We start from the raw sequence: 25,501 nt of genomic DNA, 5'->3' as shown, positions 1-25,501 counted from the left end.
GCGTGCCATTTACCCCAAATCATGACAAGTCTGCATAGCTTATCGCGCAGGTCTCCGCGCAGCCCGGTGATGGACCGGCGTCACGAGCAGCGGCGGGCCGGCTGACCTCAGATCAGATCTCCGGATTCCCAGAGGAGTTACGCATGAGCAAGCGGGTCGACGTCGTCGTCGCTGGAGGCGGCGGATTCATCGGTGGCCATCTCGTGGGCGACCTGCTCGCCCAGGGGCTGACCGTCCGCTCCATCGACATCAAGCCCCGGCACGAGTGGTACCAGGTCCACGAGGACGCCGAGAACGTGATCGCCGACCTGTCGCTCCTGGACAGTGCTCGCGCGGGCGTCCGGGACGCCCGGCAGGTGTACATGCTCGCCGCCGACATGGGCGGCATGGGCTTCATCGAGAACAACAAGGCCGCCTGCATGATGTCGGTGCTGACCAGCACCCACATGCTCCAGGCGGCGCACGAGGCCGGCGTGGAGCGCTACTTCTACTCCTCGTCCGCCTGCGTCTACGCGGCCGACAAGCAGACCGACCCGAACGTCACCGCCTTGAAGGAGGAGGACGCCTATCCGGCGCTGCCGGAGGACGGCTACGGCTGGGAGAAGCTCTTCTCCGAGCGGATGTGCCGTCACTACGCCGAGGACCACGGGTTCGTCACCCGCGTCGCCCGCTACCACAACGTGTACGGCCCGCACGGCACCTGGACCGGCGGACGGGAGAAGGCTCCGGCCGCGGTGTGCCGGAAGGTGGCCGAGGCGGTCCTCTCCGGTGACCACCGGCTGCAGATCTGGGGCGACGGACAGCAGAGCCGCTCCTTCATGTACATCGACGACTGCCTCCACGGCAGCCAGATGATCATGCACGGGGACAGCGGTGTACCGGTCAACCTCGGATCGTCGGAACTGGTGACCATCAACCAGCTCGTCGACATCGTCGAGCGGATCGCCGGCGTCCGCTGCGAGCGCGCCCACCGGCTCGACGCCCCGCAGGGCGTGCGCGGGCGCAACTCCGACAACACCCTGATCCGCGAGATCTACGGATGGGAGCCGTCGGTCTCCCTCGTCGACGGTCTGGAGAAGACCTACGCGTGGGTCTACGACCAGGTCAAGCGCTCCCACCAGTGACACCCGACCGAGCACCAGGACACCACGAGCCGATGAGGATCCTCGTCCACGACTACAGCGGCCACCCGTTCCAGGCCCAGCTCAGCCGGGAGCTGGCACGCCGCGGTCACTATGTCGTCCACTCCACGTGTACGGCCTACGTCTCCGGCAAGGGCAACCTCGCCGAAGACACCCCCGGCCTCCGCTTCGTCACCATCGGGGACAGCACCGCGCTCAGGAAGGAGGCGTACTTCCGCCGGCTCCACCAGGAGACCCTGCTGGGCCTCGAACTGGCCCGGCAGGTACGGCGCGAGAAGCCCGATGTGGTGATGCTGTCCAATCTGCCCATTCCGGTGCTGGTCGTGGCAGCGGCCGTGCTGAGGCGGCTGCGCATCCCCTGGGTGCTGTGGCACCAGGACGTGACCGCCGTCGCACTCAAGCGCTTCGCCGCCGCCGACGTCGCGAAGTCGATGGGCGTCGCCGCCACCATCTTCGGGGCGGGCGAGAAGTGGTCGGCGCGCCGGGCCTCGGCCATCGTGGTGATCGCCGAGTCATTCGTGCGGATCCACGAGCAGTGGGGCACCGCCGGCAAGGTCACCGTCATTCCCAACTGGGCACCGCTGGACGAGATCGTGCCGGTGGCCCGAGCCAACGCCTGGTCGGCCGAGCAGGGTCTGAGCGGAGTGCGGACCATGCTGTACTCCGGCACCCTGGGGCTGAAACACAATCCGGTCCTGCTGGTGCAGCTGGCCGAACGGTTGCGGGACCGCGGCGCTCCGGTGCGTCTCGTCGTCGTCAACGACGGTCCGGCCGTGCCCGTCCTCCGGGAGGCCGCGGCCGCCCGCGGCGTCGAGCTGACGTTGCTGCCCTTCCAACCCTACGAGCGGCTGCCCGAGGTCCTGGGCACCGGCGACCTCCTCGTTGTTCTCCTGGCGGCGGACGCGGGGGAGTTCTCCGTCCCGTCCAAGACACTGTCCTATCTGTGCGCCGGGCGTCCCGTGCTCGGCCTGATGCCCGCCGACAACCTGGCCGCGCAGCTGCTGCGCGAGGCGGGGTCGGCTGTCTTCCCGCCGGAGGAGTCCTCACTCGACGACGCCTTCGCCTGGGTCCAGGAGGTCCTGTCCGACCCGGCGCGTTCCGAAGCGCTCGGCAAGGAGAGCCGCGCGCTGGCCGAACGGGAGTTCGCATTGGAGGGCTGCGCCTCGCGCTTCGAGGACATCCTCCGGACGGCGAAGCGCCGCGCCGCACGCTGACCGGTCCGCCGCGGGAGTCCGCCGTTCTCCTCACGGACGGCGGCTCACCGGCGGGCCGCCTCCCCTGGTCGGTCGAAGCCGCCGGCCACCCAGGGCTCGCCGTCGATCCGGCGGGTCCGAGGTGGCCGGCAGCCGTCACACCTGTGTCACCCCGCGCCCGGCCGGTCCTGGTAGATGCCCTCGAGCTGGTCCACGACGGCCCGGATGGAGAACACCTCGTCGATCGCGCGGCGACCCGCCTCGGCCAGTCGGCTGCGCAGCTGTTCGTCGACGAGGAGCGCGGCCACCGCATCGGCCAGGGCCTCCGGGCTGCCGTCGGTCACCAGCGCCGCCTGTCCGCGCTCCAGTTCGGCCGCGATGCCGCTGCTGTCCGTGCACACGACCGGTGTTCCCCCGGCCAGTGCCTCCAGGACCGTCATCGGGAACGGCTCGTGCACGCTCGGCAGGACGTACACGGCGGCTCTCCGGTAGGCTTCGAGCGCCGCGGAGTGCTCCAGCGCGCCGCCGTAGGAGACCACATCCGTCAGCCCGCGGTCCATGACGAGCCCGTTCACCGCCGCGAGGGATCCCTCGTCCGCTCCGTACAGCGTGAAGCGTGCCTCGGGGATCTCCTTGTGGACCAGGGCGGCCATCTCGACGAACGCCTCGGGGCGCTTGCGCGGGTGCAGCCGGGCGAGGAAGATCACCTGGTTGTCGTCCCTCGGCCGAGTGCCCGGCCGCTCGCCGGACGTGCGCAGGCCGTTGGGCAGTGACACCAGCGGTGGCCCGTCCGGGCCCAGCACCTCGGTCAGTGCCCGTCGCTCCCGCTCGGTGAGCACCAGGCAGCAGCGTGCCCGGCGCAGCAGGGGCACGTACAGACTGTCGAACACCCGCGCGACGAGACCTGTGCGGGGCTCGACCATGCCGTGCGTCTGGGTGACGAAGTCCGTGCGCCGGAGCCGGGCGACGGCGAGCCCGGCGAGGGAAACGAGGTCCCGTCCCGCATGAAGGTGAACGGTGTCGGCGCGCCCCATGGTCCGCCACAGGTCCCACAGCAGCAGGGGATGCGCGAGTCCGAGGCACCCTCGGCCCGGGACGAGGCGCCGTGCCGGGCGGGAGACGAAACGGACGGTTCCGACACGCTCCGAAGCGCGGGCCCTGCCCCGCCACAGCGACACCAGCGTGACGTCGTGACCGCGGGCGGCGCATTCCTCGAGCTGGGCGACGGCCACGCTCGTCGGACCGCCGAAGGCCCCGTCGTCGCTGACGAGCGTGACCACATGGACCAGTCTCATGCCGTGACTCCCTTCGCTGATACGGCCGGGGCCGCTCCCGGCGTACCGCTCGCCGTCAGGACCGAGCCGGGCGCCAGGTCCCGGTGCGCGACGGCACCGGCCCCCACCACCGCGTCCCGGCCGACAGTGACGCCGCGCAGCACGACGGCGCGGGCCGCAACCCAGCAGCCCGGCTCCAGCCGGATGGGGCCGTTGTCGAACTCGAAGGTGGCGGAACGACGGAGATGGCTGCCCGTGCACAGCAGCGCACTCTGGGAGACGCAGCAGTCCTGGCCGATCGTCACCGGTTCCAGGTTGAGGATCCAGGCGTCCTCGCCGATCCACACGTCGTCGCCGATGTCCAGCTTCCACGGCCAGTGCACGCGCACCCCGCGCCGGATCAGCACCCGCTCTCCGACACGGGCGCCGAAGGCACGCAGCAGTACCGGCCGCCACCGGGCCGGGAACCACCATTTGACGAAGAGCAGATGGAGAGCCGCGAACCAGGCCGCCTGGACCAGCAGGGGGCGGCCTTTCTCGTAGCCGGCACCGGTGAAGCCGCGCAGGGATCGCGCCACGACCGCCCGGTACGCCGTCTCCCCTGCCGCGTCACCCGCGTGCGGGACGGTTCCGGGCGGTGCGACTGCGGGCTCTGCTGCTTCGGGCTGTGCGGCCGCGGGCTGTGCGGCTGTGGTCTTTGCCATGACGGTGTCCCTTCCGGGGGCCCAAGACGTCCACGTCCGCGATCCTTCACGGCCCCGGGGACGGAGCACCTTCGATCACCGCGTGTTGGCGGCAGACCTGCCTGGATGGAGGACCGCCCGTGGGGCGTGCCGGTCCGGCCGACGGCACGCCCCACGGGACCACACTCCTGTTCAGTAGGCGCCTTGGCCGTCCAGCACCGCGCGCACGGTACGGGCCATGACGTTCATGTCCCCGGTCAGCGACCAGTTGTCGACGTAACGCAGGTCGAGTGCGACCGTTTCACGCCAGGACAGGTCGGACCGGCCGCTCACCTGCCACAGCCCGGTCAGGCCCGGTTTGACACTGAGCCGACGCATCTCGATCCCGTTGTACTTGACGACCTCCTCGGGCAACGGGGGACGTGGACCGACCAGGGACATGTGGCCGAAGAGGATGTTGAACAACTGGGGCAGTTCGTCCAGCGAGTAACGCCGCAGGATCCGGCCGACCGGGGTGACCCGGGGGTCCCGCCGCATCTTGAACATGTGCCCGTCGTTCTCGTTCTCCGCCTCCAGACCGCTCTTGAGCCGGTCCGCGCCGACCACCATGGTGCGGAACTTCCACATGGCGAACTGCCGCATGTTCCAGCCGACCCGGGTCTGGCGGTAGACGACCGGACCCGGCGAGCCGAGCCGGACGGCCAGCGCCAGCACGAGCAGCAGCGGTGAGAGCAGGAGGAGCAGCACCAGGGCGCCCACCCGGTCCAGCACGGCCTTCGCCACGGTGTGCGCGCCGCGCTGCAGCGGTGGTGCGATGTGCAGCAGGGTGAGTCCGGCCGCCGAGGTCAGCCGCATCCGCCGGCGTGCCACGTCCACGACGCCGGGCAGCACCATGAGGGAGCGGCCCCTGTCGTGCAGCATCCAGGACAGCCGGCGCACCCGGTCGCCCGACATGTGCCGGCCCGGCGCCACGAAGATCAGGTCGGCCGCGAGTTTGTCGGCCGCCCCGAGCACGGCCGCGGCGTCCTCCTCGGGCGTCTCGGGCTCCTCGCAGGGCAGCCGCACGCACACCTGCACCCCGGAGCGCACGTCGCCCTCTCCCACCGGGCAGGAGCCGACGATCACGTACTCGTGGTCCGTGCGCTGGGAGAGCTGCTCCACCACCGCGTCGACCGTCGGTGGTTCGCCGACGATCACCACGTGACGCAGGGCGCGGGCCTCCCGGCGGGCGGCCAGCAGGTGACGGTGAATCATCTTCTGACAGACCCCCGTGACGACCAGCGCGGGGATCAGTGCCGTGAACGCCTCGGCGGGCACGCTGTCCAGTCCGCAGACCACACGAAGCGTCGCCAGGGCGCCGACCAGGACCAGCCAGTCCCGTATGACGGCCCGGAGGCCGCCTCCGTCGCCCCAGGCCAAGGGCGTGTTGCGCTTACTCACCAGCCCGATCAGCGGCCACAGCAGGGCTGCGGTGGCCGCCAGGCGCAGCGGGTGCGGTTCTTCGACCTCCACGAACGTCGCAGCGACCGGCAGGGCCGCGGCAAGAAGGTCCACACAGACCGAGAAGGGGCGGTACCACTGCGCCCACGTTTCCTCACGGTGGACGGGGCGGCGCGCCACGGTAGTCGGCGCCTGTCGGGACATCGCGATTCTGAACCGCCGCATGGTCTCCTCTCAACCCCTGATCGGCAGATCTCGGGCACAGCCGCGTGAACCACCACGCGTGCGGTCCCACCTCCTGACGTGATTCTTATATCATCAGATGGATTTGAATATCGTACTTTTATCCCCTCCTGTGTGTCCGGGACGCCTCGCGCTCCGCCGCTGCTTGGGGCACGGTGGAGTGACGCGCCCCACACACCGGACACAGGTGACGCCACGCCGCCGTCACCGCGGAGAGGAGCCCCGCATGTCGAACCACACCTATCGGGTCACGGAGATCGTCGGCACCTCGCACGAGGGGGTCGACCAGGCCGTCCGCAACGGCATCACCCGCGCCTCGCAGACCCTCCGCAACCTCGACTGGTTCGAGATCACACAGGTCAGGGGCCAGATCGTGGACGGGCAGGTCGAGCACTACCAGGTCGGGCTGAAGGTCGGTTTCCGGTTGGAGGACGGCGAGTGACCGTAGTGGGCGACCTCCGCAGGTCCGGCCCTCACCCTCCCGCGCATCCTTCGGCGCGTCGGACTCGGCCGTGCAGCGGGCCCGTACGACGCTGAAGCCGGCCCGTTCCGCGTCCTGGCAGACGAGTTCGTCGTCCACCAGGACGCGGAGCGCGCGGCCCTGGTCCAGTCGGATCCGGATCCCCGGCCCACGGCTCTGAGGTGGCCCGCGCCTGCCGGTTCAGGGGCGGGGCGAGGTGCCCAGGAACCGGTGGAGACGAGAACCGCAGCGTTCGCGTATCTGATCGCTCGCCGTCCCAGGCTCACGACACATCACCCGGTCCAGTCGGCCGACCCGGCAACCTCCACGGCGCCGGCGGCCACTCCTTGGCGACAGAGCCGAGGCAGAGGCGGGAGCCGTACATGCGCAACGCAGCGATCCGGACGGGAACGGCGGTCCTGGGCACCGCGTTAATGACAGCGGGGATGCTCGTGGGCGCCGCCGAGGGGGCGAGTGCCGCGACGACCCTCGTCGTGGCGACAGGTGGCGACGACTCGGCGCCGGGCACGCCCGCGCACCCCCTGAGGACCATCCAGAAGGCCGTCGACCTGGCGAAGCCGGGCGACACGATCACCGTACGCGGGGGCACCTACGCGCTCACCGACAACATCACCATCGCCACCTCCGGCACCGCGTCCCAGCCCATCACCCTGGGCGGCTACCCGGGCGAACGGGTCGTGATCGACGGGGAGCGACTGCCGGCGAGCCACACGCCGGTCGGCGGCAGCATCCCGCGTGCCGAGCGCGGCGCGATCCACCAGGAGGCCTCCTACTGGCGGATCTCGGGGCTGGAGATCGTGAACGGGCCGTACGGCGTGTACTGCGACGGCTGCGACAACAACGTCTTCGCCCGCCTGATCACCCACGACAACTACGAATCCGGTTTCCAGCTCCAGGGCGCCTCCGCCCACAACCAGATCCTGGACCTGGACAGTTACGGCAACCGCGACCCGCGCAAGAACGGCGAGAGCGCGGACGGGCTGGCCGTCAAGGAGGGCAGCGGGACCGGCAACGTCGTGCGGGGCGCGCGGCTGTGGAACAACGTCGACGACGGCTTCGACGCCTGGAAGTTCACCTCGCCGATCACGATCGAGAACACCATCGCGTACGGCAACGGCGTCAACCGCTGGAACTTCCCCGACTTCGCGGGCGACGGCAACGGCTTCAAGCTCGGCGGCGGCACACCGGCGCCCGCCGCGGCGCACGTCCTGCGCAACACGGCCGCGTTCAGGAACGCGGCGCACGGCATCACGGACAACGGCAATCCGGGTGCCCTCAGCGTCAACCGCAGTACCGCGTACGGGAACGCGGGCACCGGCTTCGACGTGGACACCTCCGGGGGACGCGCCACCCTCAACGCCAACCTGTCGGTCGCCGACGGACGGGCCGTCGCCCTCGGCTCCGCCACCGTCTCCACCGGCAACTCCTGGGATCTGGGCGGCACTTGGAACGCCGCGTCAGTGCTGAGCACCGACCCGGCGGCCGTCACGGGCGCGCGTCGCGCGGACGGTTCGCTGCCGGCGGCCTCCGACTTCCTGGTACCGCGCAATGGAACGAACATCGGAGCCCGCTTCTAGGCGATCTCCGGAGGCGTAATCCGGGGGCGTAAGCAATCAACCGGAATTCAATCTGTCGGAAACATTGACTCGCTCGCGCCCCATACCTATCTTCCGGTCGAACCTCCGCACACCGTTCCATATATCGAACAATGTCGGCCCGGGAACAGGCCGCCGAAGGAGAGACTCGCCGTGGACCGCACCCGCAGCAGCTCGACCAGCAGACGCACGCTCCTCAAGGCCTGCACGGCCCTGGTCGTCGCCGTGACCGTGCCCGTCGCCGTCGGCGCCCCGGTGTTCGCCGCCGTCCCGGCCTCCCCGGCCGTCACCTTCACCAACCCGATCGCCGCGCAGCGCGCCGACCCGCACATCTACAAGCACACCGACGGCTACTACTACTTCACGGCCACGGTCCCCGCGTACGACCGGATCGTGCTGCGCCGGGCCACCACGCTCCAGGGCCTGGCGTCCGCCGCCGAGACGACCATCTGGACCAAGCACGCCAGCGGTGAGATGGGCGCCCACATCTGGGCTCCGGAGATCCACTACATCGACGGCAAGTGGTACGTCTACTTCGCGGCCGGTGCCTCCAACGACATCTGGAAGATCCGGCCGTACGTCCTGGAGACCTCGGCCGCCAACCCGATCACCGGGACCTGGACCGAGAAGGGCCGGATCGCGCTGCCGCTGGACACCTTCTCGCTCGACGCGACGACCTTCGTGGTGAACGGGACGCGCTATCTGAGCTGGGCGCAGAACGACCCGGCCGTCGGCGACGGGACCAACCTCTACCTCGCGAAGATGTCCAACCCCTGGACGATCAGCGGGACTCCGGCGATGATCTCCCGGCCCACGCTGTCCTGGGAGATCATCGGGCACACGGTGAACGAGGGGCCGTCGGTCATCCAGCGCAACGGCAAGATCTTCATGGCCTTCTCGGCGAGCGCCACCGACGCCAACTACTGCCTGGGTCTGCTGACCGCGTCCGCCTCCGCCGATCTGCTCAACCCGGCGTCCTGGACGAAGAGTTCGCAGCCGGTGTTCACGAGCAACGCCTCGACCGGGCAGTACGGGCCGGGCCACAACACGTTCACGGTCTCCGAGGACGGCAAGTCCGACGTCCTCGTCTACCACGACCGCAACTACAAGGACATCAGCGGCGATCCGCTCAACGACCCCAACCGGCGCACCCGTTACCAGAAGCTGTACTGGAACGCCGACGGCACCCCGAACTTCGGCATCCCGGTCTCCGACGGGCTCACCCCGGTCCGCCTCTCCTCGTTCAACTACCCCGACCGGTACATCCGGCACTGGGAGTTCCGGGCGCGGATCGAGGCGAACGTCACCAACCTGGCCGACTCGCAGTTCCGGATCGTCACCGGGCTGACCGGCTCCGGCACGGTCTCGCTGGAGTCGGCGAACTTCCCCGGCTACTACCTCCGGCACAAGAACTACGAGCTGTGGGTGGAGAAGAACGACGGCACCGCCACCTTCCTGGCCGACGCCTCCTTCACCCGGCGGGCGGGCCTCGCCGACTCGGCCGGGGTGTCCTTCGAGTCGTACAACTTCCCGGGCCGCTACGTCCGGCACTACAACAGCCTGCTCCAGCTCCAGCCGCTCAGCACCTCCCTCGACCAGCAGGACGCGACCTACTACGCCGAGTAGGCGGCCTGTCCCCGGCACCGCACCTCCGCACCTCCGCATCCCCTCAGAGACGAGGCACATGTGACCCCCCACCTCTCCCGGCGGTTCCTTCTCCAGAGCGCGATACTCGCCGCCGCCACGCCCGCGTTCGCCTACGCCGCCTCCGGCCGGGCCGCCGCCGCTGCCCTGCCCGCGCCGTCCGCCTGGACACTCCGCCCCTTCGAGCTGAAGGACGTCTCGCTCGGCCAGGGCGTCTTCGCGAGCAAGCGCCAGCTGATGCTGGACCACGGGCGCGGCTACGACGTGAACCGGCTGCTCCAGGTCTTCCGGGCGAACGCCGGACTCTCCACGGGCGGCGCGGTCGCGCCCGGCGGCTGGGAGGGCCTCGACGGCGAGGCCAACGGCAATCTGCGCGGCCACTACACCGGGCACTTCCTCAGCATGCTGTCGCAGGCCTACGCGAGCACCGGCGACCAGGCCTACGCCACCAAGATCGGGACGATGGTCGGCGCGCTGACCGACGTACGCGCCGCGCTGCGCACCGACCCGCGCATGCTCACCGTCACCGGGAGGTGGGGCGGCGCGCACGAGAACGTCCGGGGCTCCTACCAGTACGTGGACCTTCCGGCGGCCGTGCCGGGCGGTGCCGCGGCGATCACCCTGTCGATCTGGGTGAAGCCCACGCACGACGCCAACTGGCAGCGGGTCTTCGACTTCGGCAACGACACCACCCGGTACATGTACCTGGCCTCCCGCAACGCCGGTGGGGTGCCGCGCTTCGCCATCACCACCAGCGGTGCCGGCGGCGAACAGGGCCTCAACGGCACAGCCGCGCTGCCGCTGAACCAGTGGAGCCACCTCGCGGTGACCATCTCCGGCACCACGGGCACCCTCTACGTCAACGGCACCGCCGTCGCCACGAACACCGCGATGACCGTCAACCCGTCCGTCCTGGGCACCCTGACGAACAACTGGCTCGGCCGGTCGAACTACTCCGGCGACCCCGTCTTCGCCGGCGCCTTCGACGAGTTCAACGTCTACTCGCGCGCCCTGACCGCCGCCGACCTCACCTCACTCCAGGGCAACGAGGCCAAGAACTCCTCCGCCGGGCTCGGCAACCTCGCCTCGTACTACTTCTCCGCCACCACCGGCTCCACCTTCGGCGACGCCTCCGGACGCGGACTGACCGCCACCCTGCGCCGCACCTGGGGCGGCCCGAGCCACCAGGGCTTCCTCGCCGCCTACCCGGAGACGCAGTTCATCGCCCTGGAGTCGATGACGAGCGGCGACTACACGAGAGTGTGGGCGCCCTACTACACGGCGCACAAGATCCTCAAGGGTCTGCTGGACGCCTATCTCGCGACCGACGACGCCCGGGCGCTGGACCTCGCGTCGGGCATGTGCGACTGGATGTACTCCCGGCTGTCCAAGCTGCCCGACGCCACCCTGCAGCGGATGTGGGGGATCTTCTCCAGCGGTGAGTTCGGCGGCATCGTCGAGACGATCGTGGACCTGTACACGATCACCGGCAAGGCCGAACACCTCGCCCTGGCCAGGCTGTTCGACCTCGACACGCTCATCGACGCGTGCGCGGCGAACAACGACATCCTCAACGGCCTGCACGCCAACCAGCACATCCCGATCTTCACCGGATACGTGCGGCTGTACGACGCGACGGGCGAGACGCGCTATCTGACCGCCGCGAAGAACTTCTGGGGCATGGTGATCCCGCAGCGCATGTACGGGATCGGCGGCACCAGCACCGCCGAGTTCTGGAAGGCGCGCGGGGTGATCGCGGGGACGATCAGCGACACCACCGCCGAGAGCTGCTGTGCGTACAACCTGCTCAAACTCAGCCGGATGCTGTTCTTCCACGAGCAGGACCCGAAGTACATGGACTACTACGAGCGGGCGCTCTACAACCAGGTGCTCGGCTCCAAGCAGGACAAGGCCGACGCCGAGAAGCCCCTCGTCACGTACTTCATCGGGCTGACGCCCGGCCATGTGCGCGACTACACGCCCAAGCAGGGGACGACCTGCTGCGAGGGCACGGGCATGGAGAGCGCCACGAAGTACCAGGACTCCGTGTACTTCAAGTCGGCCGACGGCGCCTCCCTGTACGTCAACCTCTACAGCCCCTCGACCCTGACCTGGGCGGAGAAGGGCGTCACGGTCACCCAGACCACCGAGTATCCGAAGGAGCAGGGCACCACGCTCACGTTCGGGGGCGGCAGCGCGGCCTTCACACTGCGGCTGCGCGTGCCGGTCTGGGCGGCGGCCGGGTTCCAGGTGACCGTCAACGGGCAGGCGGTGAGCGGGACTCCGGTCGCCGGGAGCTACTTCACGGTGTCGCGGACCTGGCGTGCCGGGGATGTCGTACGGATCAGCGTGCCGTTCCGGCTGCGGGTCGAGAAGGCGCTCGACGATCCGTCGCTCCAGACCCTGTTCTACGGGCCGGTGAACCTGGTGGCCCGGAGTACGAGCACGAGCTATCTGTCCTTCGGGCTGTACCGCAACGCGGCGCTCTCCGGCGATCTGCTGCCCTCCCTCACCCCGGTCAGCGGCAAGCCGCTGCACTACACACTGAACGGCACCGAGTTCGCGCCGTTCAGCGAGGGGACCGAGGACGCGACGCACGCCTACGTCCGGCGCGCCGAGCCGACGGTCGTATTCGGGACCGTCTCCTCCGGGGTCGCCAATCCGGCGAAGGCCGACGGGACCACGCTGCTCGACGAGATCTGGGCCGGGGCACCCTTCGCCAACAAGGCCGCGCTGGTGACTCGGGTGCAGTCGACGACGGCGGCCTGGGTGACGGCGGGACTGCTCACGCAAGCGTCCGCGAACACGGTGGTGAGCACGGCACAAGCGGCGTCGTACGTGTCCTGATCGCGTCGTACGGGCCTTGATCGGCCGACGGGCGGTACCCCTCCTCAAGGGGTACCGCCCGTCGTGCGCGGGGACGAGGGTGCGGGCGCCTGTACTGCGTTCTCAGTAGTCGCGATTGTCGACAGGCGCACGACGACGGGAGGGGGTCGGTACCGGGAGCCTTGGCAGGTACCCGAGTTCCGATGATGTGGAGACCTCCCCCTCGTGGCTACCTTCCTGTACAAGCTGGGCCGACTGGCCTTCCGGCGGCGCTGGTACGTCGCCCTGATGTGGGTGGCGGTGCTCGCCGCCGTCGGTGCCGGTGCGGCCACGGCGCCCGCCGCTCCCGACGCGGACAACACGATGCCGGGGATCGAGTCCCAGAAGGCATTCGACCTGATGGACCAGCGGTTCCCCGGCTCCAACGCACATGGCGCCAGTGCCCGGGTGGTCTTCGTGGCCCCGGGCGGCGAGAAGGTCACCGCCACCGAGAACCGGGCGGCGATCGAGAAGTTCGTGGGCGAGGTGGCCGACGGTTCGCAGGTCTCGTCCGCCGCCGATCCCTTCCAGGCCAAGGCGGTCAGCGAGGACGCCTCGACCGCGTACGCCACCGTCAGCTACAAGGCCAAGCCCGACGATCTCAGCGACGCCACCAAGAACCATCTCAAGGACGCCATTAAGGAGGCGCAGGGCTCGGGGCTGACCGTAGAGGTCGGCGGTACGGCACTGGCGACCACGCCCGCGGCGGGCGGTACGGCCGAGGCGATCGGTATCGCCATCGCGGCCCTCGTCCTCCTCATCACCTTCGGTTCGATGGCCGCGGCGGGGCTGCCCCTGCTGACCGCGGTCATCGGGGTGGGCGTCAGCATGGCCTCGATCCTGGCGCTGAGCAGCGCGCTCGGTCTGTCGTCGACGACCGGGACGCTCGCCAGCATGCTGGGGCTGGCCTGCGGTATCGACTACGCGGTGTTCATCGTGTCCCGGTACCGGGAGGAGCGCGGCAAGGGGCACGGTCCCCAGGAGGCGGCTGCGCTCGCGACCGGCACCGCGGGATCGGCGGTCGTCTTCGCCGGGCTCACCGTCGTCATCGCGCTGGCCGGGCTCATGGTCGTCGGGGTGCCGATGCTGACGAAGATGGGCCTCGCGGCGGCGGGCGCGGTCGGTGTCGGTGTGCTCGTCGCGCTGACGCTGGTCCCGGCCCTGGTGGGCTTCTGGCCGAACGCGCTCCTCTCGCGCTCCGCCCGCAAGAGCGGGCAGATCAAGCCCGCCGCCGAGCAGAACGGCGGCACCCGCTGGGCCCGGTTCGTGCTGCGCCGTCCGGTCCCGGTGCTGATCGCCTCGGTGGCCGGTCTCGGCGCGCTCGCGATACCGGTGATGGACCTTCAGCTGGGCACGTCCGGTGACGAGGCCAAGCCGACCTCCACCACCGAGCGCCGCGCCTACGACGACCTCGCGACGGCCTTCGGCCCCGGCTTCAACGGCCCGCTGACGATCGTCGTGGACGCCAAGGGGGCCGCCGACGCCAAGGGCGCGGTGGCGACGGTCTCCGAGAAGATCGCCGCCACGAAGGGGGTCGTGTCCGTCTCCCAGGCCCGCTTCAACACGGCCGGCGACACGGCGATCTTCTCCGCGGTCCCGGCCGACGCGCCGACCGACAAGAAGACGCAGGACCTCGTGAAGAAGATCCGGTCCGAGCGGCCGGCGACTGTGGCCGGCACGGACGCGGAGTTCAGCGTCACCGGCACCACGGCGGCGAACATCGACGTCGCCCAGAAGATGCAGGACGCGCTGATCCCGTACCTGATCGTGGTCGTGGGTCTGGCCATCGTGCTGCTCCTGCTGGTCTTCCGGTCGATCCTGGTACCGATCAAGGCGGCCCTGGGCTTCCTGTTGTCGGTGCTGGCGGCGCTCGGTTCCGTCATCGCGGTCTTCCAGTGGGGCTGGGGTGCGGACCTGCTCGGCGTGGAAACCACCGGTCCGATCATGAGCATGATGCCGATCTTCCTGGTGGGCATCGTCTTCGGCCTCGCGATGGACTACGAGGTGTTCCTGGTCGCCCGGATGCGGGAGGCGTACGTCCACGGGGACGGGCCCGCGCAGGCGGTCGTCACCGGGTTCCGGTACAGCGCACGCGTCGTGGTCGCCGCCGCGCTGATCATGATGGCCGTCTTCTCCGGGTTCATCGGAGCCGGCGAGTCGATCATCAAGATGATCGGCTTCGGACTGGCGGTGGCCGTCCTGTTCGACGCCTTCGTCGTCCGGATGGCGCTCGTCCCCGCGGTCCTTGCGCTGCTCGGCAAGGCCGCCTGGTGGATGCCGGGCTGGCTGGACAAGGTGCTGCCCCGGGTCGACGTGGAGGGCGAGGCACTCGCGCACAGGGCGGCCACACCCGAGAACGGGGCGGACGGTACGGCAGACCGGGAGGCGGTCCGGGTCTGACACATCGGCCGTACGCCCTGGGGGTCGCCCGTGCTGGACACACGGGCGGCCCTCGCCGGACGTCATGACGCACTGTCGTGGACCATGGGTCCACGCCCCCTGACCGGAGAAAGACGATGAGCATCGACGTGGAGCGCCACATGGCACGTCATCCCCGTGTCGTCGACACGGTGACCGTCGTGACCCTGTTCGCCCTCTTCCTGATCGGCGCCAGGGTCACCCTGCCCGGCTCCACCCCGCCGGAGGGCCTGTGGCCCGCCGTGCTCATCGCCGTCAACGCGTGCACGGGCGTGCTCCTGAGCCGCAGCCATCCCCGTACGGCCGTCATGGTGACCACGGTCTGTGCCATGACCGCGAGCGCGCTGGGCTATCTGCTCACCGTGCTGATGCTGGCGCCCGCCATGGTCGCGATCTACTGGCTGGCCATCCTCACCGACCGGCGGACGACCCGCTACTACACCATCGGCATGATCGTCCTGCTGGTGGCGACGGCCACGATCCTCGACCCGGTCGACCATCCGCTCGTCCTCAAGACGGTCGCCCCCATCGCCTACGTACTGGTCCCTGTCGCCACCGGCAGCTCCCGGCGTATGCGCCACGCCTATCTGGAGGCCGTGCACGCCCGTGCCGAGCACGCCGAGCGGACCCGCGACGAGGAGGCCCGCCACCGGGTGACCGAGGAGCGGATGCGTATCGCGCGGGAGCTGCACGACGTCGTCGCCCACCATCTGGCCCTGGCCAACGCCCAGGCGACCACGGCCGCGCATCTCGCGCGCAGCAACCCGGAGCAGACCCGCCGGATGCTGAACGACCTCACCGGCACGACCTCGTCGGCGCTGCGTGAACTCAAGGCCACCGTCGGTCTGCTGCGCCACGCCGACGACATCGAGGCGCCGCTGGAACCGGCCCCCGGGCTCTCCCGGCTCCCCGAGCTGATCGACACGGTCCAGGCCGCCGGCCTCACGGTCACCCTCACCACCGTGGGCAAGGAGCACCCGCTGTCCCCGGGGGTGGACCTGACGGCGTACCGGATCGTGCAGGAGGCGCTCACCAACATCACCAAGCACGCCGTCGGCGCGACGGCGTGCGTACAACTCGCGTACTCGGCGGACCGGCTGACCATCACGGTCGCCAACAACGCCACCGCCGTCACGGTCCCCGCGGGTCCCGCCCCGGCCACGCCCGCGCGCGGTTTCGGTCTCATCGGGATGCGGGAGCGCGCCCAGTCCGTCGGCGGCAACCTGGAGGCAGGACACCGCCCCGAGGGCGGTTACGAGGTCTCCACCGCGCTGCCCCTCTACCCCCAGCCCTCCGAAGAAGAAGAGCGCACCCCATGACGATTCGCGTCCTGCTCGCCGACGACCAGGCCCTGCTGCGGGCGACGTTCCGGATCCTGATCGACTCCGAGACCGACATGACGGTGGTCGGCGAGGCCATCGACGGCCGGGAGGCGGTCGAGCTGACCCGCGTCCACCACCCCGACCTGGTCCTGATGGACATCCGGATGCCGGGCACCGACGGTCTGGCCGCCACCTCCGCGATCTGCGCCGACCCCGAGCTGTCCGCGACGCGCGTGCTGATCCTGACGACGTTCGAGACGGACGAGTACGTGGCCCAGGCGCTGCGGGCCGGCGCGAGCGGCTTCCTCGGCAAGGACGTGACGGCCGAGGCACTGCTCGCCGGCATCCGTACGGTGGCCGCCGGTGACTCCCTCCTCTCCCCCAACGCCACCCGCACCCTCATCACCCGCTTCCTCAACTCCCCCGCTCCGGGCACCCAGTTGGCGACCCCGGAGGGGCTCGCGGCGCTCACCACCCGCGAACGGGAGGTGATGTGCCTGGCGGCCGAGGGCGGCTCGAACGACGAGATCGCGGAGAAGCTGTACGTCAGCCCGCTGACCGTCCGTACCCATGTGCACCGCGCGATGACGAAGCTGGGCGCCCGCGACCGGGCCCAACTGGTCGTCATCGCCTACCAGTCGGGGCTGGTGCGGGCGGTGCCGCCGCAGGAGTCCTGAGGCATGGAGTCGTTCCGGTTCAGTCTGCTCCGGTGTGGGGGCTGAGCCCGTCGGTCCCCTTCCGCTGACCACTGCGGTACGCGAACCAGCCGGCCGCCGTGAGCGCGGCGGCGGCCGAGGCCATCCCGATGACGCCGACGCCGGTGGAGGCGAGGCTGCCGCCGGTGCCGCCGGTGGCCGTGGTGCCGCCGGTGGCCGTGGTGCCGCCGGTGGTGGAGCCCGAGCCGCCGGTGGTGTCGGTGCCGCCCGTGGTGCCGCCCCCGGTCGTGCTCCCTCCGGTCGAACTGCCGCCCGTCGTACCGCCGTTGGTGCTGCCGCCGGTGGTGCCCCCGTCGGTTCCGCCGGTCGTGCCGCCGTCGCCACCCGTGTCGCCTCCGGTGGTCGACTCGGCGGTGACGGTGAGGGTGACGGGCGTGGTGCGGGTGGTGCCGGCCGTGTTGGCGAACTCGGCGCGGTAGCGGTGGCCGTCGTGGCCGGTCTCGGCGGTGAAGGCGTACGTGTTCGCGGTCGCGTCCGGCAGGTCCTGCCAGGTCTGTGCCCCGTCCGTGCTGACCTGCCAGCGCACGGTCGGTTCCGGGGTGCCCTCCGCCTGGGCGATGAGGGTGACCGTGTCGCCGACCGTGACCGTCTGGTCCGTCGGCGCCTGGACGACCTTCGGCGAGACGAACCGGTCGAGCTTGACCACCTTGCCCTCGGCGGGGCTGGTCACGTAGACCGTCCTGCCGTCGGCGGCGACGGTGATCGCTGCCGAGCCCAGCTGGGAGTGGTTGCCCGGCAGCGGGACGGCCTCGACGGCGGCCTTGAACGTGGTCGTGTCGTACACGGCGAGCGAACCGTTGTTGTCGCCGCCGCTGCCGGTGTCGCCGTTGTCCTGCCGGACGACGAAGACCCGCCCCGTCGACGCGTCGAACGCGGCTGCCGCGGCCTCGTCGGTGCCCTCGACGGTCGCGAGGAGTTTCGCGTCCTGGTCGAAGACGAGCACCGAACTGCCCACGCCCACCCAGACGTTGCCGGTGGCGGGGTCGGTCTCGACGAACCCGATGGCCGCGTCCGGGAGTTCGGCGGTGGCCGTCACGGTGAAGGTGCCGGTGTCGACACGGCGCAGCTGTCCGGCGGAGGAGCCCGCGGACCAGACGGCGGCCCGGACGGAGTCGACGGCGATCCGGCGTCCGCCGTCCAGGGTCAGGGTGCGGCGGACCGCGCCGGTGGCCGTCTCCAGCTCGGAGAGGGTGGCGCCCTGGGCGACCAGCACGGTGTCGGCGGCGGTGCCGGGGCCGAGGTCGGTGATGGTCGCGCCGGTCAGCCAGACGCCCTTCGCGCTCGCGTCGCCGTCCTTCGCGGTGCCGATGCCGCGCAGGGGGTAGCGGTAGAGGACGCCGTCCCCGGGGAGCGCGGCGGCGATCTGTGCGGCTGCGGCGATGCGCAGGACGCCGTTGGTGCCGGGGGCCTGGCTGATGTGGCTGCGGACGGTGCCGTCGGCGGGGTCGAGGACGTACAGGCCGCGCTCGTCGACGTCGGCCGTGTCGGCGAGGTTGTCCGAACCGACGTACAGCTTCCCGGAGTCGGGGTGCAGGAGCACGTCGAGCGGCTTGCCGGTGGTGGTGAACTCGGCCGCCTGCCGGTAGCTGACGGTCCCGGCGGGTACGTCGACACCCTCACCGCCGTCGCCGGGCTCCTGGCCGGTGAAGGTGACGGGGACGCGTACGTCCTGGGAGCGGTCGCCGCTGCCCCGGTGGTCGACGCGGGTGACGATCGCGCAGGACACCTGGGCGCAGTCGAGGCCGTCGCCCGCGGCCTTGATGTCGAGGGTGACGTCGAAGGTGCCGCCGTCGCCGTACGCCACGGCGAGGTCGCCCTCGTAGGTGTCGCCCTTGGGCACGATCCAGCGGGAGGCCGCGCCGTCGCCGGAGGTGTCGGCACCGCCCAGGCAGGGGCTGGGGACGCGGTTGTCGCCGTTGTCCTTGCAGAGGGCGACGTAGATGCCCTTGGTCTGGTCGTATCCCGCGCCGGTGACCTGGAGGGTCTCGCCGTCGGGGGCGAGACCGGCGGACGCGGAGACGGTGAGCCGCTGGCCCTCTTTGCCGAGGGCGGTTTTCGGCGTGTCGGCGGCCTGGGCACCGGAACCGGCGCCGAGGGTGGCGAGCGAGAGGGCGGAGGCGGCGGACAGCGAGGCCGCCGCCCAGAGTCTGCGGCGTGAATGAGTCATGGGGTCCTCGGTAGTGAGCCACGGGCTGGGCCTGTCCGGCGGATCAGGCTGGAGGAAGGCGACGGCGCCTTGTCGACGTACGTGAGCGGGTCTTGGTGCGTCGAGCTGCAAGGCGGAGGAGGGCGTCGACGCGGTGGGGGTCCCCCCGCGCGAGCGCAGTCGAGCGTGGGGGAGTCGGCAACCACGACAACGCCGCAGATCGGCGTGCCAAGACCCGCGTGTCCGGCATGAGCCGCCGGACAGGCCCTAGGCCCGGCCGGGTATCGACCGGCCGGGCTCCGTACAGGCAACGGCAACGACTACTGGAAGGTGATCGGGGCGTGGACGTCGTACTTGCGGTCGTTGGTGTCGAAGTGGTCGGCGCGGGTGACGACGGCACAGGTGACGTCCTCGCCGCAGACCTGGCCGTCGTCGAGGGTGGCCTTGACGAAGATCTGCACGCTGAAGGTGCCGCCGGTGCCGAACGTGGAGCTGTTGGCGAACAGGCCGCCGAAGGTGTTGTTGACCCAGTGCGAGGCACCGGTCGTGCCGCTCTCGTCCTGACCGCCGAGGCAGGGGGTCGGCTTGGTGGCACCCTGGGCGCCGTCCACCACGCACAGGCTGACGTAGATGCCCTGACCGGTGTTGTAGCCGCTGCCCGTGACGGTGATGACCTGGCCCGTCGCGGCGGCGGTGTCGGGCGCCGTGAGCGACAGGTTGTAGGTGGTCGTGCCGTCGACGACGCTACGGGTCGAGGTCGCGGCGGACGCCGAGGTCGCGAGCCCCAGGGTCAGCGCGGTGGATGCGACGACGGCGAGACCGGCACGGGCGGCGGTACGTGCGGACAGCGGAGATCTCATGATCGGAGGGGCACCCTTCTCGACTGACTGTTAGGTAAGGCATACCTAACTTCAAGCCAGGAGGAATGTCAACGGGAAGCAAAGGGAACGTCAATCCCCTGAGGAGACACGGCAGTTGCGGCAAACAGCAACGAAGCCGGACATGCCGAAGCCACCCACCGCCGGGCGCAATCCCGGCGTGGGTGGCTTCGTACGGGGCCTGTCAGTCGCCGACGGTCGTGGGCTGCACCGTCTCGTCCGTGGGCGCCTCGGCCGGGGTCGCGGGGCGGGCGCGCCGGGCTCGCCACGCGCCGAGGCGGGCGGCCAGGGGCTCGGTCCAGCGCGCGGTGAGCGGGCCCGCGACGACCAGGATCAGGACGTACGCCGTCGCCAGCGGACCGAGGTCGGACTCGACGCCGGCGGTGACCGCGAGGCCCGCGATGACGATGGAGAACTCACCGCGCGCGACCAACGCGCCGCCCGCGCGCCAGCGGCCCTTGACCGAGATTCCGGCGCGCCGGGCCGCCCAGTAGCCGGTGGCGATCTTCGTCAGCGCCGTGACGGCGGCCAGGCCGAGGGCGGGCAGCAGAACGGGCGGGATGCTCGCCGGGTCGGTGTGCAGCCCGAAGAAGACGAAGAAGATGGCCGCGAACAGGTCCCTGAGCGGACTGAGCAGGGTGTGCGCCCCCTCGGCGACCTCCCCCGACAGCGCGATCCCGACGAGGAACGCCCCTACGGCTGCGGAGACTTGGAGCTGCTGGGCGATGCCCGCGACGAGGATGGTCAGACCGAGGACGACCAGCAGCAGTTTCTCGGGGTCGTCGCTGGAGACGAAGCGGGAGATGACCCGGCCGAAGCGGACGGCCACGAACAGCACCAGTCCGGCGGCCCCGAGCGCGATCGCCAGGGTGACGCTGCCGGCGGCGAGCGAGACGCCGGCCACCAGCGCGGTGACGATGGGCAGATAGACCGCCATCGCCAGGTCCTCCAGGACCAGGATGCTGAGGATGACCGGGGTCTCCCGGTTGCCGACCCGGCCCAGGTCGCCCAGCACCTTCGCGATGACTCCGGAGGACGAGATCCAGGTGACCCCGGCGAGCACGACGGCGGCGACCGGGCCCCAGCCGAGCAGCAGTGCGGCGGCGGCGCCGGGCAGCGCGTTCAGGGTGAAGTCCACCAGCCCTGCCGGGTAGTGGGACTTGAGGTTGGAGACGAGATCGGTGGCCGTGTACTCGAGGCCGAGCATCAACAGCAGGAGTATGACGCCGATTTCGGCGCCGGTGGCGATGAACTCCTCGCTCGCGCCGAGCGGCAGCAGCCCGCCTTCGCCGAAGGCGAGACCGGCGAGCAGATAGAGGGGTATCGGGGAGAAGCTCAGCCTGGCGGCCATCCGGCCGAGCAGCCCGAGCGCGAGGATGATGGAGCCGAACTCGATCAGCAGGACCTGGGAGTGCATGGCGATGTCACTCCCGTCCGAGTATCGCCGCAGCCGCGTCGACGCCCTCGCGGGTACCGATCACGATGATCACGTCCCCGCCGGCCAGCCGGAAGTGCGGCGTCGGGGAGGGGATCGCCTCGGCCCGCCGCAGCACCGCGACCACGGACGCGCCGGTCTCCGTCCGCATCCGGGTCTCCCCGAGCACCCGTCCGTTCCAGCGCGACCCGGCGGCCACCTCCACGCGCTCCGCCACCAGCCCCAACGGAGTGGTGGACAGCAGACTGGAGCTGTGGTGGGAGGGGCTCAGGGCGTCGATCAGCGAGGCGGCCTCGGGCGCGGTCAGCCGCAGCGACTGGGCGCACGAGTCCGGATCGTCGGCCTGGTACAGGTTCACGGTACGGCCGCCGTCACGGTGGGCCACGACCGACAGATGCCGGTGCTCACGCGTGACAAGGTCGTACTGAACCCCGATACCCGGCAGCGGAGTCGCCCGCAGGCGTGGCGCAGACACGTGAAATCCCCTTGCTGGTTGAAGGTGTTGAACCTTTGGTCGGGCTCAGGCTCCCGAGGTCCCGTCGACGAGTTCGCGCAGGAGGTCGGCGTGGCCGTTGTGGCGGGCGTACTCCTCGATCATGTGCACCATGATCCACCGCAGCGAGATCCCCTGGCCACCGACCTGGGCCGCCTCCGCCTCCGAGAGGCGCCCGGAGTCGTCCAACGAGGCTGCGGCGGCAACAAGTTCACGGCTCCGCCCGATCTCCGCCCGCCAGACGGCGAACGCCTCGTCGAGACCACGTTCAGGGACGAGGGTGTAACCGTCGCCCTTGCCCTCAGGATAGAGGAGGGGCATGTCGAGGCCCCCGAACACCCGCTGGAACCAGTTCCGTTCGACCTCGGCCAGGTGCTGGACGAGCCCGAGCAGGGTCAGCTCCGAGGGTGCCGCCGAGGTGAGGCGTAACTGCCGGTCGTCGAGGCCCTGGCACTTGAGGGCGAGGGTGGCCCGGTGGAAGTCGAGCCAGGCACTCAGCATGGCGCGTTCGTCGGCGTGCGCGGGAGGTATGGGACGTCCGTCCGGTGTAGTCGACATGTACAGCACCCTTCCACACGTCCCCGGCGGGCCGCGAGGAATAGAGGCGGCCGGAAGATCGCTGACACGGACACAGCCGAGGATGTCCGGAGCAGCCATGCCGAACCCAGCACCACGCCCCGCCGCGGGGTCGATCCTGTCGGCGACCCGCTTCTCCGTGCTGGACCGGTCCCGCACCCGGGAGGGCCACCCGGACTCCGAGGCCCTGCGGGACACGGTCGCGCTGGCCCGGGAGGCGGAACGGCTGGGCTTCCACCGGTTCTGGGTCTCCGAGCACCACGGCGTACCCGGTGTCGCCGGTTCCGCGCCGACGGTACTGGCCGCGGCGGTGGCAGCAGCGACACGCACCATCCGGGTAGGCACGGGCGGAGTGATGCTCCCCAACCACCAACCCCTGGTCGTGGCCGAGCAGTTCGGGGTACTGGAGTCCCTGTTCCCGGGCCGGATCGACATGGGCCTGGGCCGCTCGGTCGGCTTCACCGACGGCGTACGCAGAGCCCTGGGCCGCGACAAGGACATGGCCGAGGACTTCGCGGCCCAGCTCGACGAACTGCTCGGTTGGTTCGCCGGCACGTCCCCGACGGGGGTGCGTGCCCGCCCCGCCGAGGGCCTCACCGTCCCACCCTTCGTGCTCGCGATGGGCGAGGGCGCCACGATCGCCGCCCGGGCGGGCCTGCCCATGGTGATCGGCGACCTGCGCTCCCGCGACCGGATGCTGCGCGGCATCGACACGTACCGTGCCGCGTTCCGACCGTCGCCCTGGGCGAGCGAGCCGTACGTGGTGATCTCGGGGACGGTAGCGGTGGCCGCAACGCAGGAGGAGGCCCGACGGCTCCTGATCCCCGAGGCCTGGTCGATGGCGTACTCCCGCACCCACGGCACCTTCCCACCGCTCCCGCCCGCCGAACGGGTCGAGTCCCGCAAGATGACGACGAAGGAGCGCGGCTTCTACGAGTCCGGGCTCGTGGGCCACCTCGTCGGCACACCGGACGAGGTGGCCCACGAGTTGGAGACCGTCCTGAAGGAAACGGCCGCACAGGAGGTCCTGGTCACGACCAGCACGTACGACCGAACGGCCCTACTGGACTCCTACAGCAAACTGGCCGACCTGCTGAGGGCCTGAAAGGAGAGGCGGCGCAGCCGCCCTCCTTTCAGGGGCGCGGGGAACTGCGCGACCAGCCACAACGAACCCGCACCCGCCCACGACGGCTAATGCACCCCCACCACCGACGGCTGCGCCGCACGCGCCAGCGCACGCCGATCCACACAACTACCCGGCGCAATCACATCCCGAACCTCCACCTCCGCCACCAGCCCCCGCGCCGACACCACCCGCCAGACCGACGTAAGCAAAGAGTCCTCACCGACAAACGCAGGCGCAGTACTCGCCGCTCCCCCGGCAACCCGGTAATGCAAATGCACCGGCTGAACAGGCACCCCCGCATCCAGCGCCGCCTGGAACACGGCCCGGCGGAAGTGCCCCTGAGCCTTCCCGCACCAGGTACTGCCCTCGGGAAAGGCAACAACAGCCGTCCCCTCGCGCAGCGCCTCCGCGATCTTCCCGACCGTCTGCGGCAACGCCCGCAGCCGGTCCCGCTCGATGAACAACGCCCCGCTGGTCGCGGTCAGCGCGCCCGCCACCGGCCACCCCCGTATCTCGGCCTTGGCCAGCATCCTGGCGGGCCGTACGGCGGCCAGCAGCGGTATGTCCAGCCACGAGATGTGGTTGGCGACCAGCAGAAGACCCCCGGTGGGAGCCGCGGGGCCGGTCATCCGCAGCCGGACCCCCGCCGCCCGCACGATGACACGGACCCAGAGCCGTACCCACCCGGCAGGGATCCTCCTGCCGAGCGGGCACAGCGTGATGCCGGCGAGCAGGACGACCAGGACGGCCATCAGTCGCAGGACGGCCAGGGGTGGGGCCGTCGTGGCACCCTTCGTCTCCACGCACGCTCTCGGGGTGCAGGGCGCGCTGGGCAGCCAGACGCTCATCAGGCCGGGACGAGGGAGAGGAAGTGCCGCAGATAGCGCTGGTTGATCCGGCGCATCGACAGCAGCACGTACAGGTCGGCGACCCCGAAGTCGGGGTCGTGGGCGGGCTCCCCGCAGACCCAGGCGCCGAGGCGGACGTAGCCGCGCAGCAGCGGGGGCAGTTCGGTGCGGCCGTCGGGACGGGTCACGCCCTCGGCGGACCAGGGCAGCAGCGGGCGTACCCGGAACTCCTCCGGGGCCAGGTGCCGGTCGCGGACGCGGTCCCAGGTGCCGGCGGCGAGGGTGCCGCCGTCGGACAGCGGGATGGAGCAGCAGCCGGCCAGCCAGTCGTGGCCGCGGTCGACCATGTAGCGGGCGATCCCGGCCCAGATGAGGCCGATGACGGTGCCGTCGCGGTGGTCGGGGTGGACGCAGGAGCGGCCGACCTCGACGAGGCCGGGGCGGATCGCGTCGAGCGGGGAGAGGTCGAACTCGCCCTCGGAGTACAGGCGTCCGGCGATCGCGGCCCGCTCCGGGGGCAGCAGCCGGTAGGTGCCGACGACCTGGCCGGTGACGGTGTCGCTGACCAGCAGGTGGTCGCAGTAGGCGTCGAAGGGGTCGATGTCGAGGCCGGGCTGCGGGGAGGACAGCAGGGCGCCGAGTTCACCGGCGAAGACGTCGTGTCGGAGGCGCTGCGCGGCTCGTACGTCGTCCTCGTCGCGGGCGAGGGTGACGGTGTAGCGGGTGGGTGCGGCGGGGAGCGGGGGACGTTCGATGGTGGAAACGCCGGTCATGGCTCTCTCCTGGTCACGGGCCGGGGACGGCGAGGCGGCGAGCTGGCCGGTCCCGTTACGTCCGGCCGCATCAGTTCTTCCGACCGCGGCTGTCCGGCGCGTGACCCTCGAAGAGAGTGCGGGTGTGAGCTTGTTGAATGCCAGGGGTGCCTGGCGGGACCGGCAATGAGCACCACTACCGGTCCCGCCCGTCCGCACCTTGTCGGCGAA

General features: G+C 70.6%; 20 protein-coding genes. 10 read left to right on the top strand and 10 right to left on the bottom strand.

The window, feature by feature from the left end; all coding sequences use genetic code 11:
• Nucleotides 1-143 precede the first annotated feature (143 nt).
• Both ACWDR4_RS08575 and ACWDR4_RS08570 read left to right on the top strand, forming a co-directional pair.
• Nucleotides 144-1,124, top strand: coding sequence for an NAD-dependent epimerase/dehydratase family protein (locus ACWDR4_RS08575; protein WP_450405593.1), 981 nt, complete (start codon nucleotides 144-146; stop codon nucleotides 1,122-1,124).
• Nucleotides 1,125-1,156: 32 nt separating this feature from the next.
• Nucleotides 1,157-2,356 carry a glycosyltransferase family 4 protein gene (locus ACWDR4_RS08570; protein ID WP_450405587.1) on the top strand — a complete coding sequence of 400 codons (1,200 nt, stop codon included), beginning with the start codon at nucleotides 1,157-1,159 and terminating at the stop codon, nucleotides 2,354-2,356.
• A gap of 146 nt (nucleotides 2,357-2,502) precedes the next feature.
• On the opposite strand, the gene ACWDR4_RS08565 is transcribed toward ACWDR4_RS08570, so the two are convergent.
• The 3 genes from ACWDR4_RS08565 to ACWDR4_RS08555 form a co-directional block, all read right to left on the bottom strand.
• Complete coding sequence (locus tag ACWDR4_RS08565; protein WP_450405585.1) at nucleotides 2,503-3,630, bottom strand: glycosyltransferase; 1,128 nt, start codon at nucleotides 3,628-3,630, stop codon at nucleotides 2,503-2,505.
• On the bottom strand, nucleotides 3,627-4,313 hold the full coding sequence (locus ACWDR4_RS08560; protein WP_450405583.1) for a DapH/DapD/GlmU-related protein: 687 nt from the start codon (nucleotides 4,311-4,313) through the stop codon (nucleotides 3,627-3,629). Before ACWDR4_RS08560 ends, ACWDR4_RS08565 begins: the two co-directional genes overlap by 4 nt.
• Nucleotides 4,314-4,484: 171 nt before the next feature.
• The gene (locus ACWDR4_RS08555; RefSeq protein WP_450405740.1) at nucleotides 4,485-5,846 is read right to left on the bottom strand and encodes an exopolysaccharide biosynthesis polyprenyl glycosylphosphotransferase; all 1,362 of its coding nucleotides are present in this window, start codon (nucleotides 5,844-5,846) and stop codon (nucleotides 4,485-4,487) included.
• Between the two features lie 355 nt (nucleotides 5,847-6,201).
• On the opposite strand from ACWDR4_RS08555, the gene ACWDR4_RS08550 reads away from it, so the two are divergent.
• The 7 genes from ACWDR4_RS08550 (at nucleotide 6,202) to ACWDR4_RS08520 (ending at nucleotide 16,977) form a co-directional block, all read left to right on the top strand.
• On the top strand, nucleotides 6,202-6,417 hold the full coding sequence (locus ACWDR4_RS08550) for a dodecin (protein ID WP_369032224.1): 216 nt from the start codon (nucleotides 6,202-6,204) through the stop codon (nucleotides 6,415-6,417).
• Nucleotides 6,418-6,818: 401 nt separating this feature from the next.
• A complete protein-coding gene (locus ACWDR4_RS08545; RefSeq protein WP_450405580.1) occupies nucleotides 6,819-8,033 on the top strand; it encodes a right-handed parallel beta-helix repeat-containing protein in 1,215 nt (404 codons plus the stop codon).
• Between the two features lie 231 nt (nucleotides 8,034-8,264).
• Nucleotides 8,265-9,677, top strand: a complete 1,413-nt coding sequence (locus ACWDR4_RS08540; protein WP_450405737.1) for a family 43 glycosylhydrolase — start codon at nucleotides 8,265-8,267, stop codon at nucleotides 9,675-9,677.
• 60 nt (nucleotides 9,678-9,737) lie between these two features.
• A complete protein-coding gene (locus tag ACWDR4_RS08535) occupies nucleotides 9,738-12,542 on the top strand; it encodes a beta-L-arabinofuranosidase domain-containing protein (protein WP_450405577.1) in 2,805 nt (934 codons plus the stop codon).
• Nucleotides 12,543-12,746: 204 nt separating this feature from the next.
• Nucleotides 12,747-14,960, top strand: coding sequence for an MMPL family transporter (locus tag ACWDR4_RS08530; protein ID WP_450405574.1), 2,214 nt, complete (start codon nucleotides 12,747-12,749; stop codon nucleotides 14,958-14,960).
• Between the two features lie 116 nt (nucleotides 14,961-15,076).
• A complete protein-coding gene (locus ACWDR4_RS08525; protein WP_450405571.1) occupies nucleotides 15,077-16,297 on the top strand; it encodes a sensor histidine kinase in 1,221 nt (406 codons plus the stop codon).
• Nucleotides 16,294-16,977 carry a response regulator transcription factor gene (locus ACWDR4_RS08520; protein WP_450405568.1) on the top strand — a complete coding sequence of 228 codons (684 nt, stop codon included), beginning with the start codon at nucleotides 16,294-16,296 and terminating at the stop codon, nucleotides 16,975-16,977. Before ACWDR4_RS08525 ends, ACWDR4_RS08520 begins: the two co-directional genes overlap by 4 nt.
• Nucleotides 16,978-16,996: 19 nt before the next feature.
• On the opposite strand, the gene ACWDR4_RS08515 is transcribed toward ACWDR4_RS08520, so the two are convergent.
• The 5 genes from ACWDR4_RS08515 to ACWDR4_RS08495 form a co-directional block, all read right to left on the bottom strand.
• On the bottom strand, nucleotides 16,997-19,183 hold the full coding sequence (locus tag ACWDR4_RS08515; RefSeq protein WP_450405567.1) for a hypothetical protein: 2,187 nt from the start codon (nucleotides 19,181-19,183) through the stop codon (nucleotides 16,997-16,999).
• Between the two features lie 299 nt (nucleotides 19,184-19,482).
• Nucleotides 19,483-20,022 (bottom strand): hypothetical protein, encoded by a 540-nt coding sequence (locus tag ACWDR4_RS08510; RefSeq protein ID WP_450405564.1) that lies wholly within the window; start codon nucleotides 20,020-20,022, stop codon nucleotides 19,483-19,485.
• A 202-nt stretch (nucleotides 20,023-20,224) separates the two neighbouring features.
• Nucleotides 20,225-21,457 (bottom strand): cation:proton antiporter, encoded by a 1,233-nt coding sequence (locus ACWDR4_RS08505; RefSeq protein WP_450405562.1) that lies wholly within the window; start codon nucleotides 21,455-21,457, stop codon nucleotides 20,225-20,227.
• A gap of 7 nt (nucleotides 21,458-21,464) precedes the next feature.
• Nucleotides 21,465-21,950: a cation:proton antiporter regulatory subunit gene (locus ACWDR4_RS08500; protein ID WP_450405559.1), complete on the bottom strand. Its 486-nt coding sequence runs from the start codon at nucleotides 21,948-21,950 to the stop codon at nucleotides 21,465-21,467.
• A gap of 45 nt (nucleotides 21,951-21,995) precedes the next feature.
• Nucleotides 21,996-22,526, bottom strand: coding sequence for a DinB family protein (locus tag ACWDR4_RS08495; protein ID WP_450405556.1), 531 nt, complete (start codon nucleotides 22,524-22,526; stop codon nucleotides 21,996-21,998).
• Nucleotides 22,527-22,623: 97 nt separating this feature from the next.
• Here ACWDR4_RS08495 and ACWDR4_RS08490 point away from each other — a divergent pair, with 97 nt between their 5' ends.
• Nucleotides 22,624-23,649, top strand: a complete 1,026-nt coding sequence (locus ACWDR4_RS08490; protein WP_450405553.1) for an LLM class flavin-dependent oxidoreductase — start codon at nucleotides 22,624-22,626, stop codon at nucleotides 23,647-23,649.
• An 86-nt stretch (nucleotides 23,650-23,735) separates the two neighbouring features.
• Here the strand turns inward: ACWDR4_RS08490 and ACWDR4_RS08485 are convergent, their stop codons facing one another.
• Nucleotides 23,736-24,518 (bottom strand): lysophospholipid acyltransferase family protein, encoded by a 783-nt coding sequence (locus ACWDR4_RS08485; protein WP_450405551.1) that lies wholly within the window; start codon nucleotides 24,516-24,518, stop codon nucleotides 23,736-23,738.
• Nucleotides 24,518-25,291 carry a GNAT family N-acetyltransferase gene (locus ACWDR4_RS08480; protein ID WP_450405548.1) on the bottom strand — a complete coding sequence of 258 codons (774 nt, stop codon included), beginning with the start codon at nucleotides 25,289-25,291 and terminating at the stop codon, nucleotides 24,518-24,520. The genes ACWDR4_RS08485 and ACWDR4_RS08480 overlap by 1 nt, the downstream gene beginning before the upstream one ends.
• Between the last annotated feature and the right edge of the window lie 210 nt (nucleotides 25,292-25,501).

It is taken from the genome of Streptomyces sp. NPDC000878, assembly GCF_053599695.1.
The sequence above is the reverse complement of the archived record's forward strand: the minus strand, read 5'-3'. Positions and strand labels throughout refer to the sequence as shown.

Coding starts and splice junctions, on each gene's coding strand:
- ACWDR4_RS08575 (WP_450405593.1), top strand. CDS start 144: ATGAGCAAGCGGGTCGACGTCGTCGTCGCTGGAGGCGGCGGATTCATC.
- ACWDR4_RS08570 (WP_450405587.1), top strand. CDS start 1,157: ATGAGGATCCTCGTCCACGACTACAGCGGCCACCCGTTCCAGGCCCAG.
- ACWDR4_RS08565 (WP_450405585.1), bottom strand. CDS start 3,630: ATGAGACTGGTCCATGTGGTCACGCTCGTCAGCGACGACGGGGCCTTC.
- ACWDR4_RS08560 (WP_450405583.1), bottom strand. CDS start 4,313: ATGGCAAAGACCACAGCCGCACAGCCCGCGGCCGCACAGCCCGAAGCA.
- ACWDR4_RS08550 (WP_369032224.1), top strand. CDS start 6,202: ATGTCGAACCACACCTATCGGGTCACGGAGATCGTCGGCACCTCGCAC.
- ACWDR4_RS08545 (WP_450405580.1), top strand. CDS start 6,819: ATGCGCAACGCAGCGATCCGGACGGGAACGGCGGTCCTGGGCACCGCG.
- ACWDR4_RS08525 (WP_450405571.1), top strand. CDS start 15,077: ATGAGCATCGACGTGGAGCGCCACATGGCACGTCATCCCCGTGTCGTC.
- ACWDR4_RS08520 (WP_450405568.1), top strand. CDS start 16,294: ATGACGATTCGCGTCCTGCTCGCCGACGACCAGGCCCTGCTGCGGGCG.
- ACWDR4_RS08515 (WP_450405567.1), bottom strand. CDS start 19,183: ATGACTCATTCACGCCGCAGACTCTGGGCGGCGGCCTCGCTGTCCGCC.
- ACWDR4_RS08510 (WP_450405564.1), bottom strand. CDS start 20,022: ATGAGATCTCCGCTGTCCGCACGTACCGCCGCCCGTGCCGGTCTCGCC.
- ACWDR4_RS08505 (WP_450405562.1), bottom strand. CDS start 21,457: ATGCACTCCCAGGTCCTGCTGATCGAGTTCGGCTCCATCATCCTCGCG.
- ACWDR4_RS08495 (WP_450405556.1), bottom strand. CDS start 22,526: ATGTCGACTACACCGGACGGACGTCCCATACCTCCCGCGCACGCCGAC.
- ACWDR4_RS08490 (WP_450405553.1), top strand. CDS start 22,624: ATGCCGAACCCAGCACCACGCCCCGCCGCGGGGTCGATCCTGTCGGCG.
- ACWDR4_RS08485 (WP_450405551.1), bottom strand. CDS start 24,518: ATGAGCGTCTGGCTGCCCAGCGCGCCCTGCACCCCGAGAGCGTGCGTG.
- ACWDR4_RS08480 (WP_450405548.1), bottom strand. CDS start 25,291: ATGACCGGCGTTTCCACCATCGAACGTCCCCCGCTCCCCGCCGCACCC.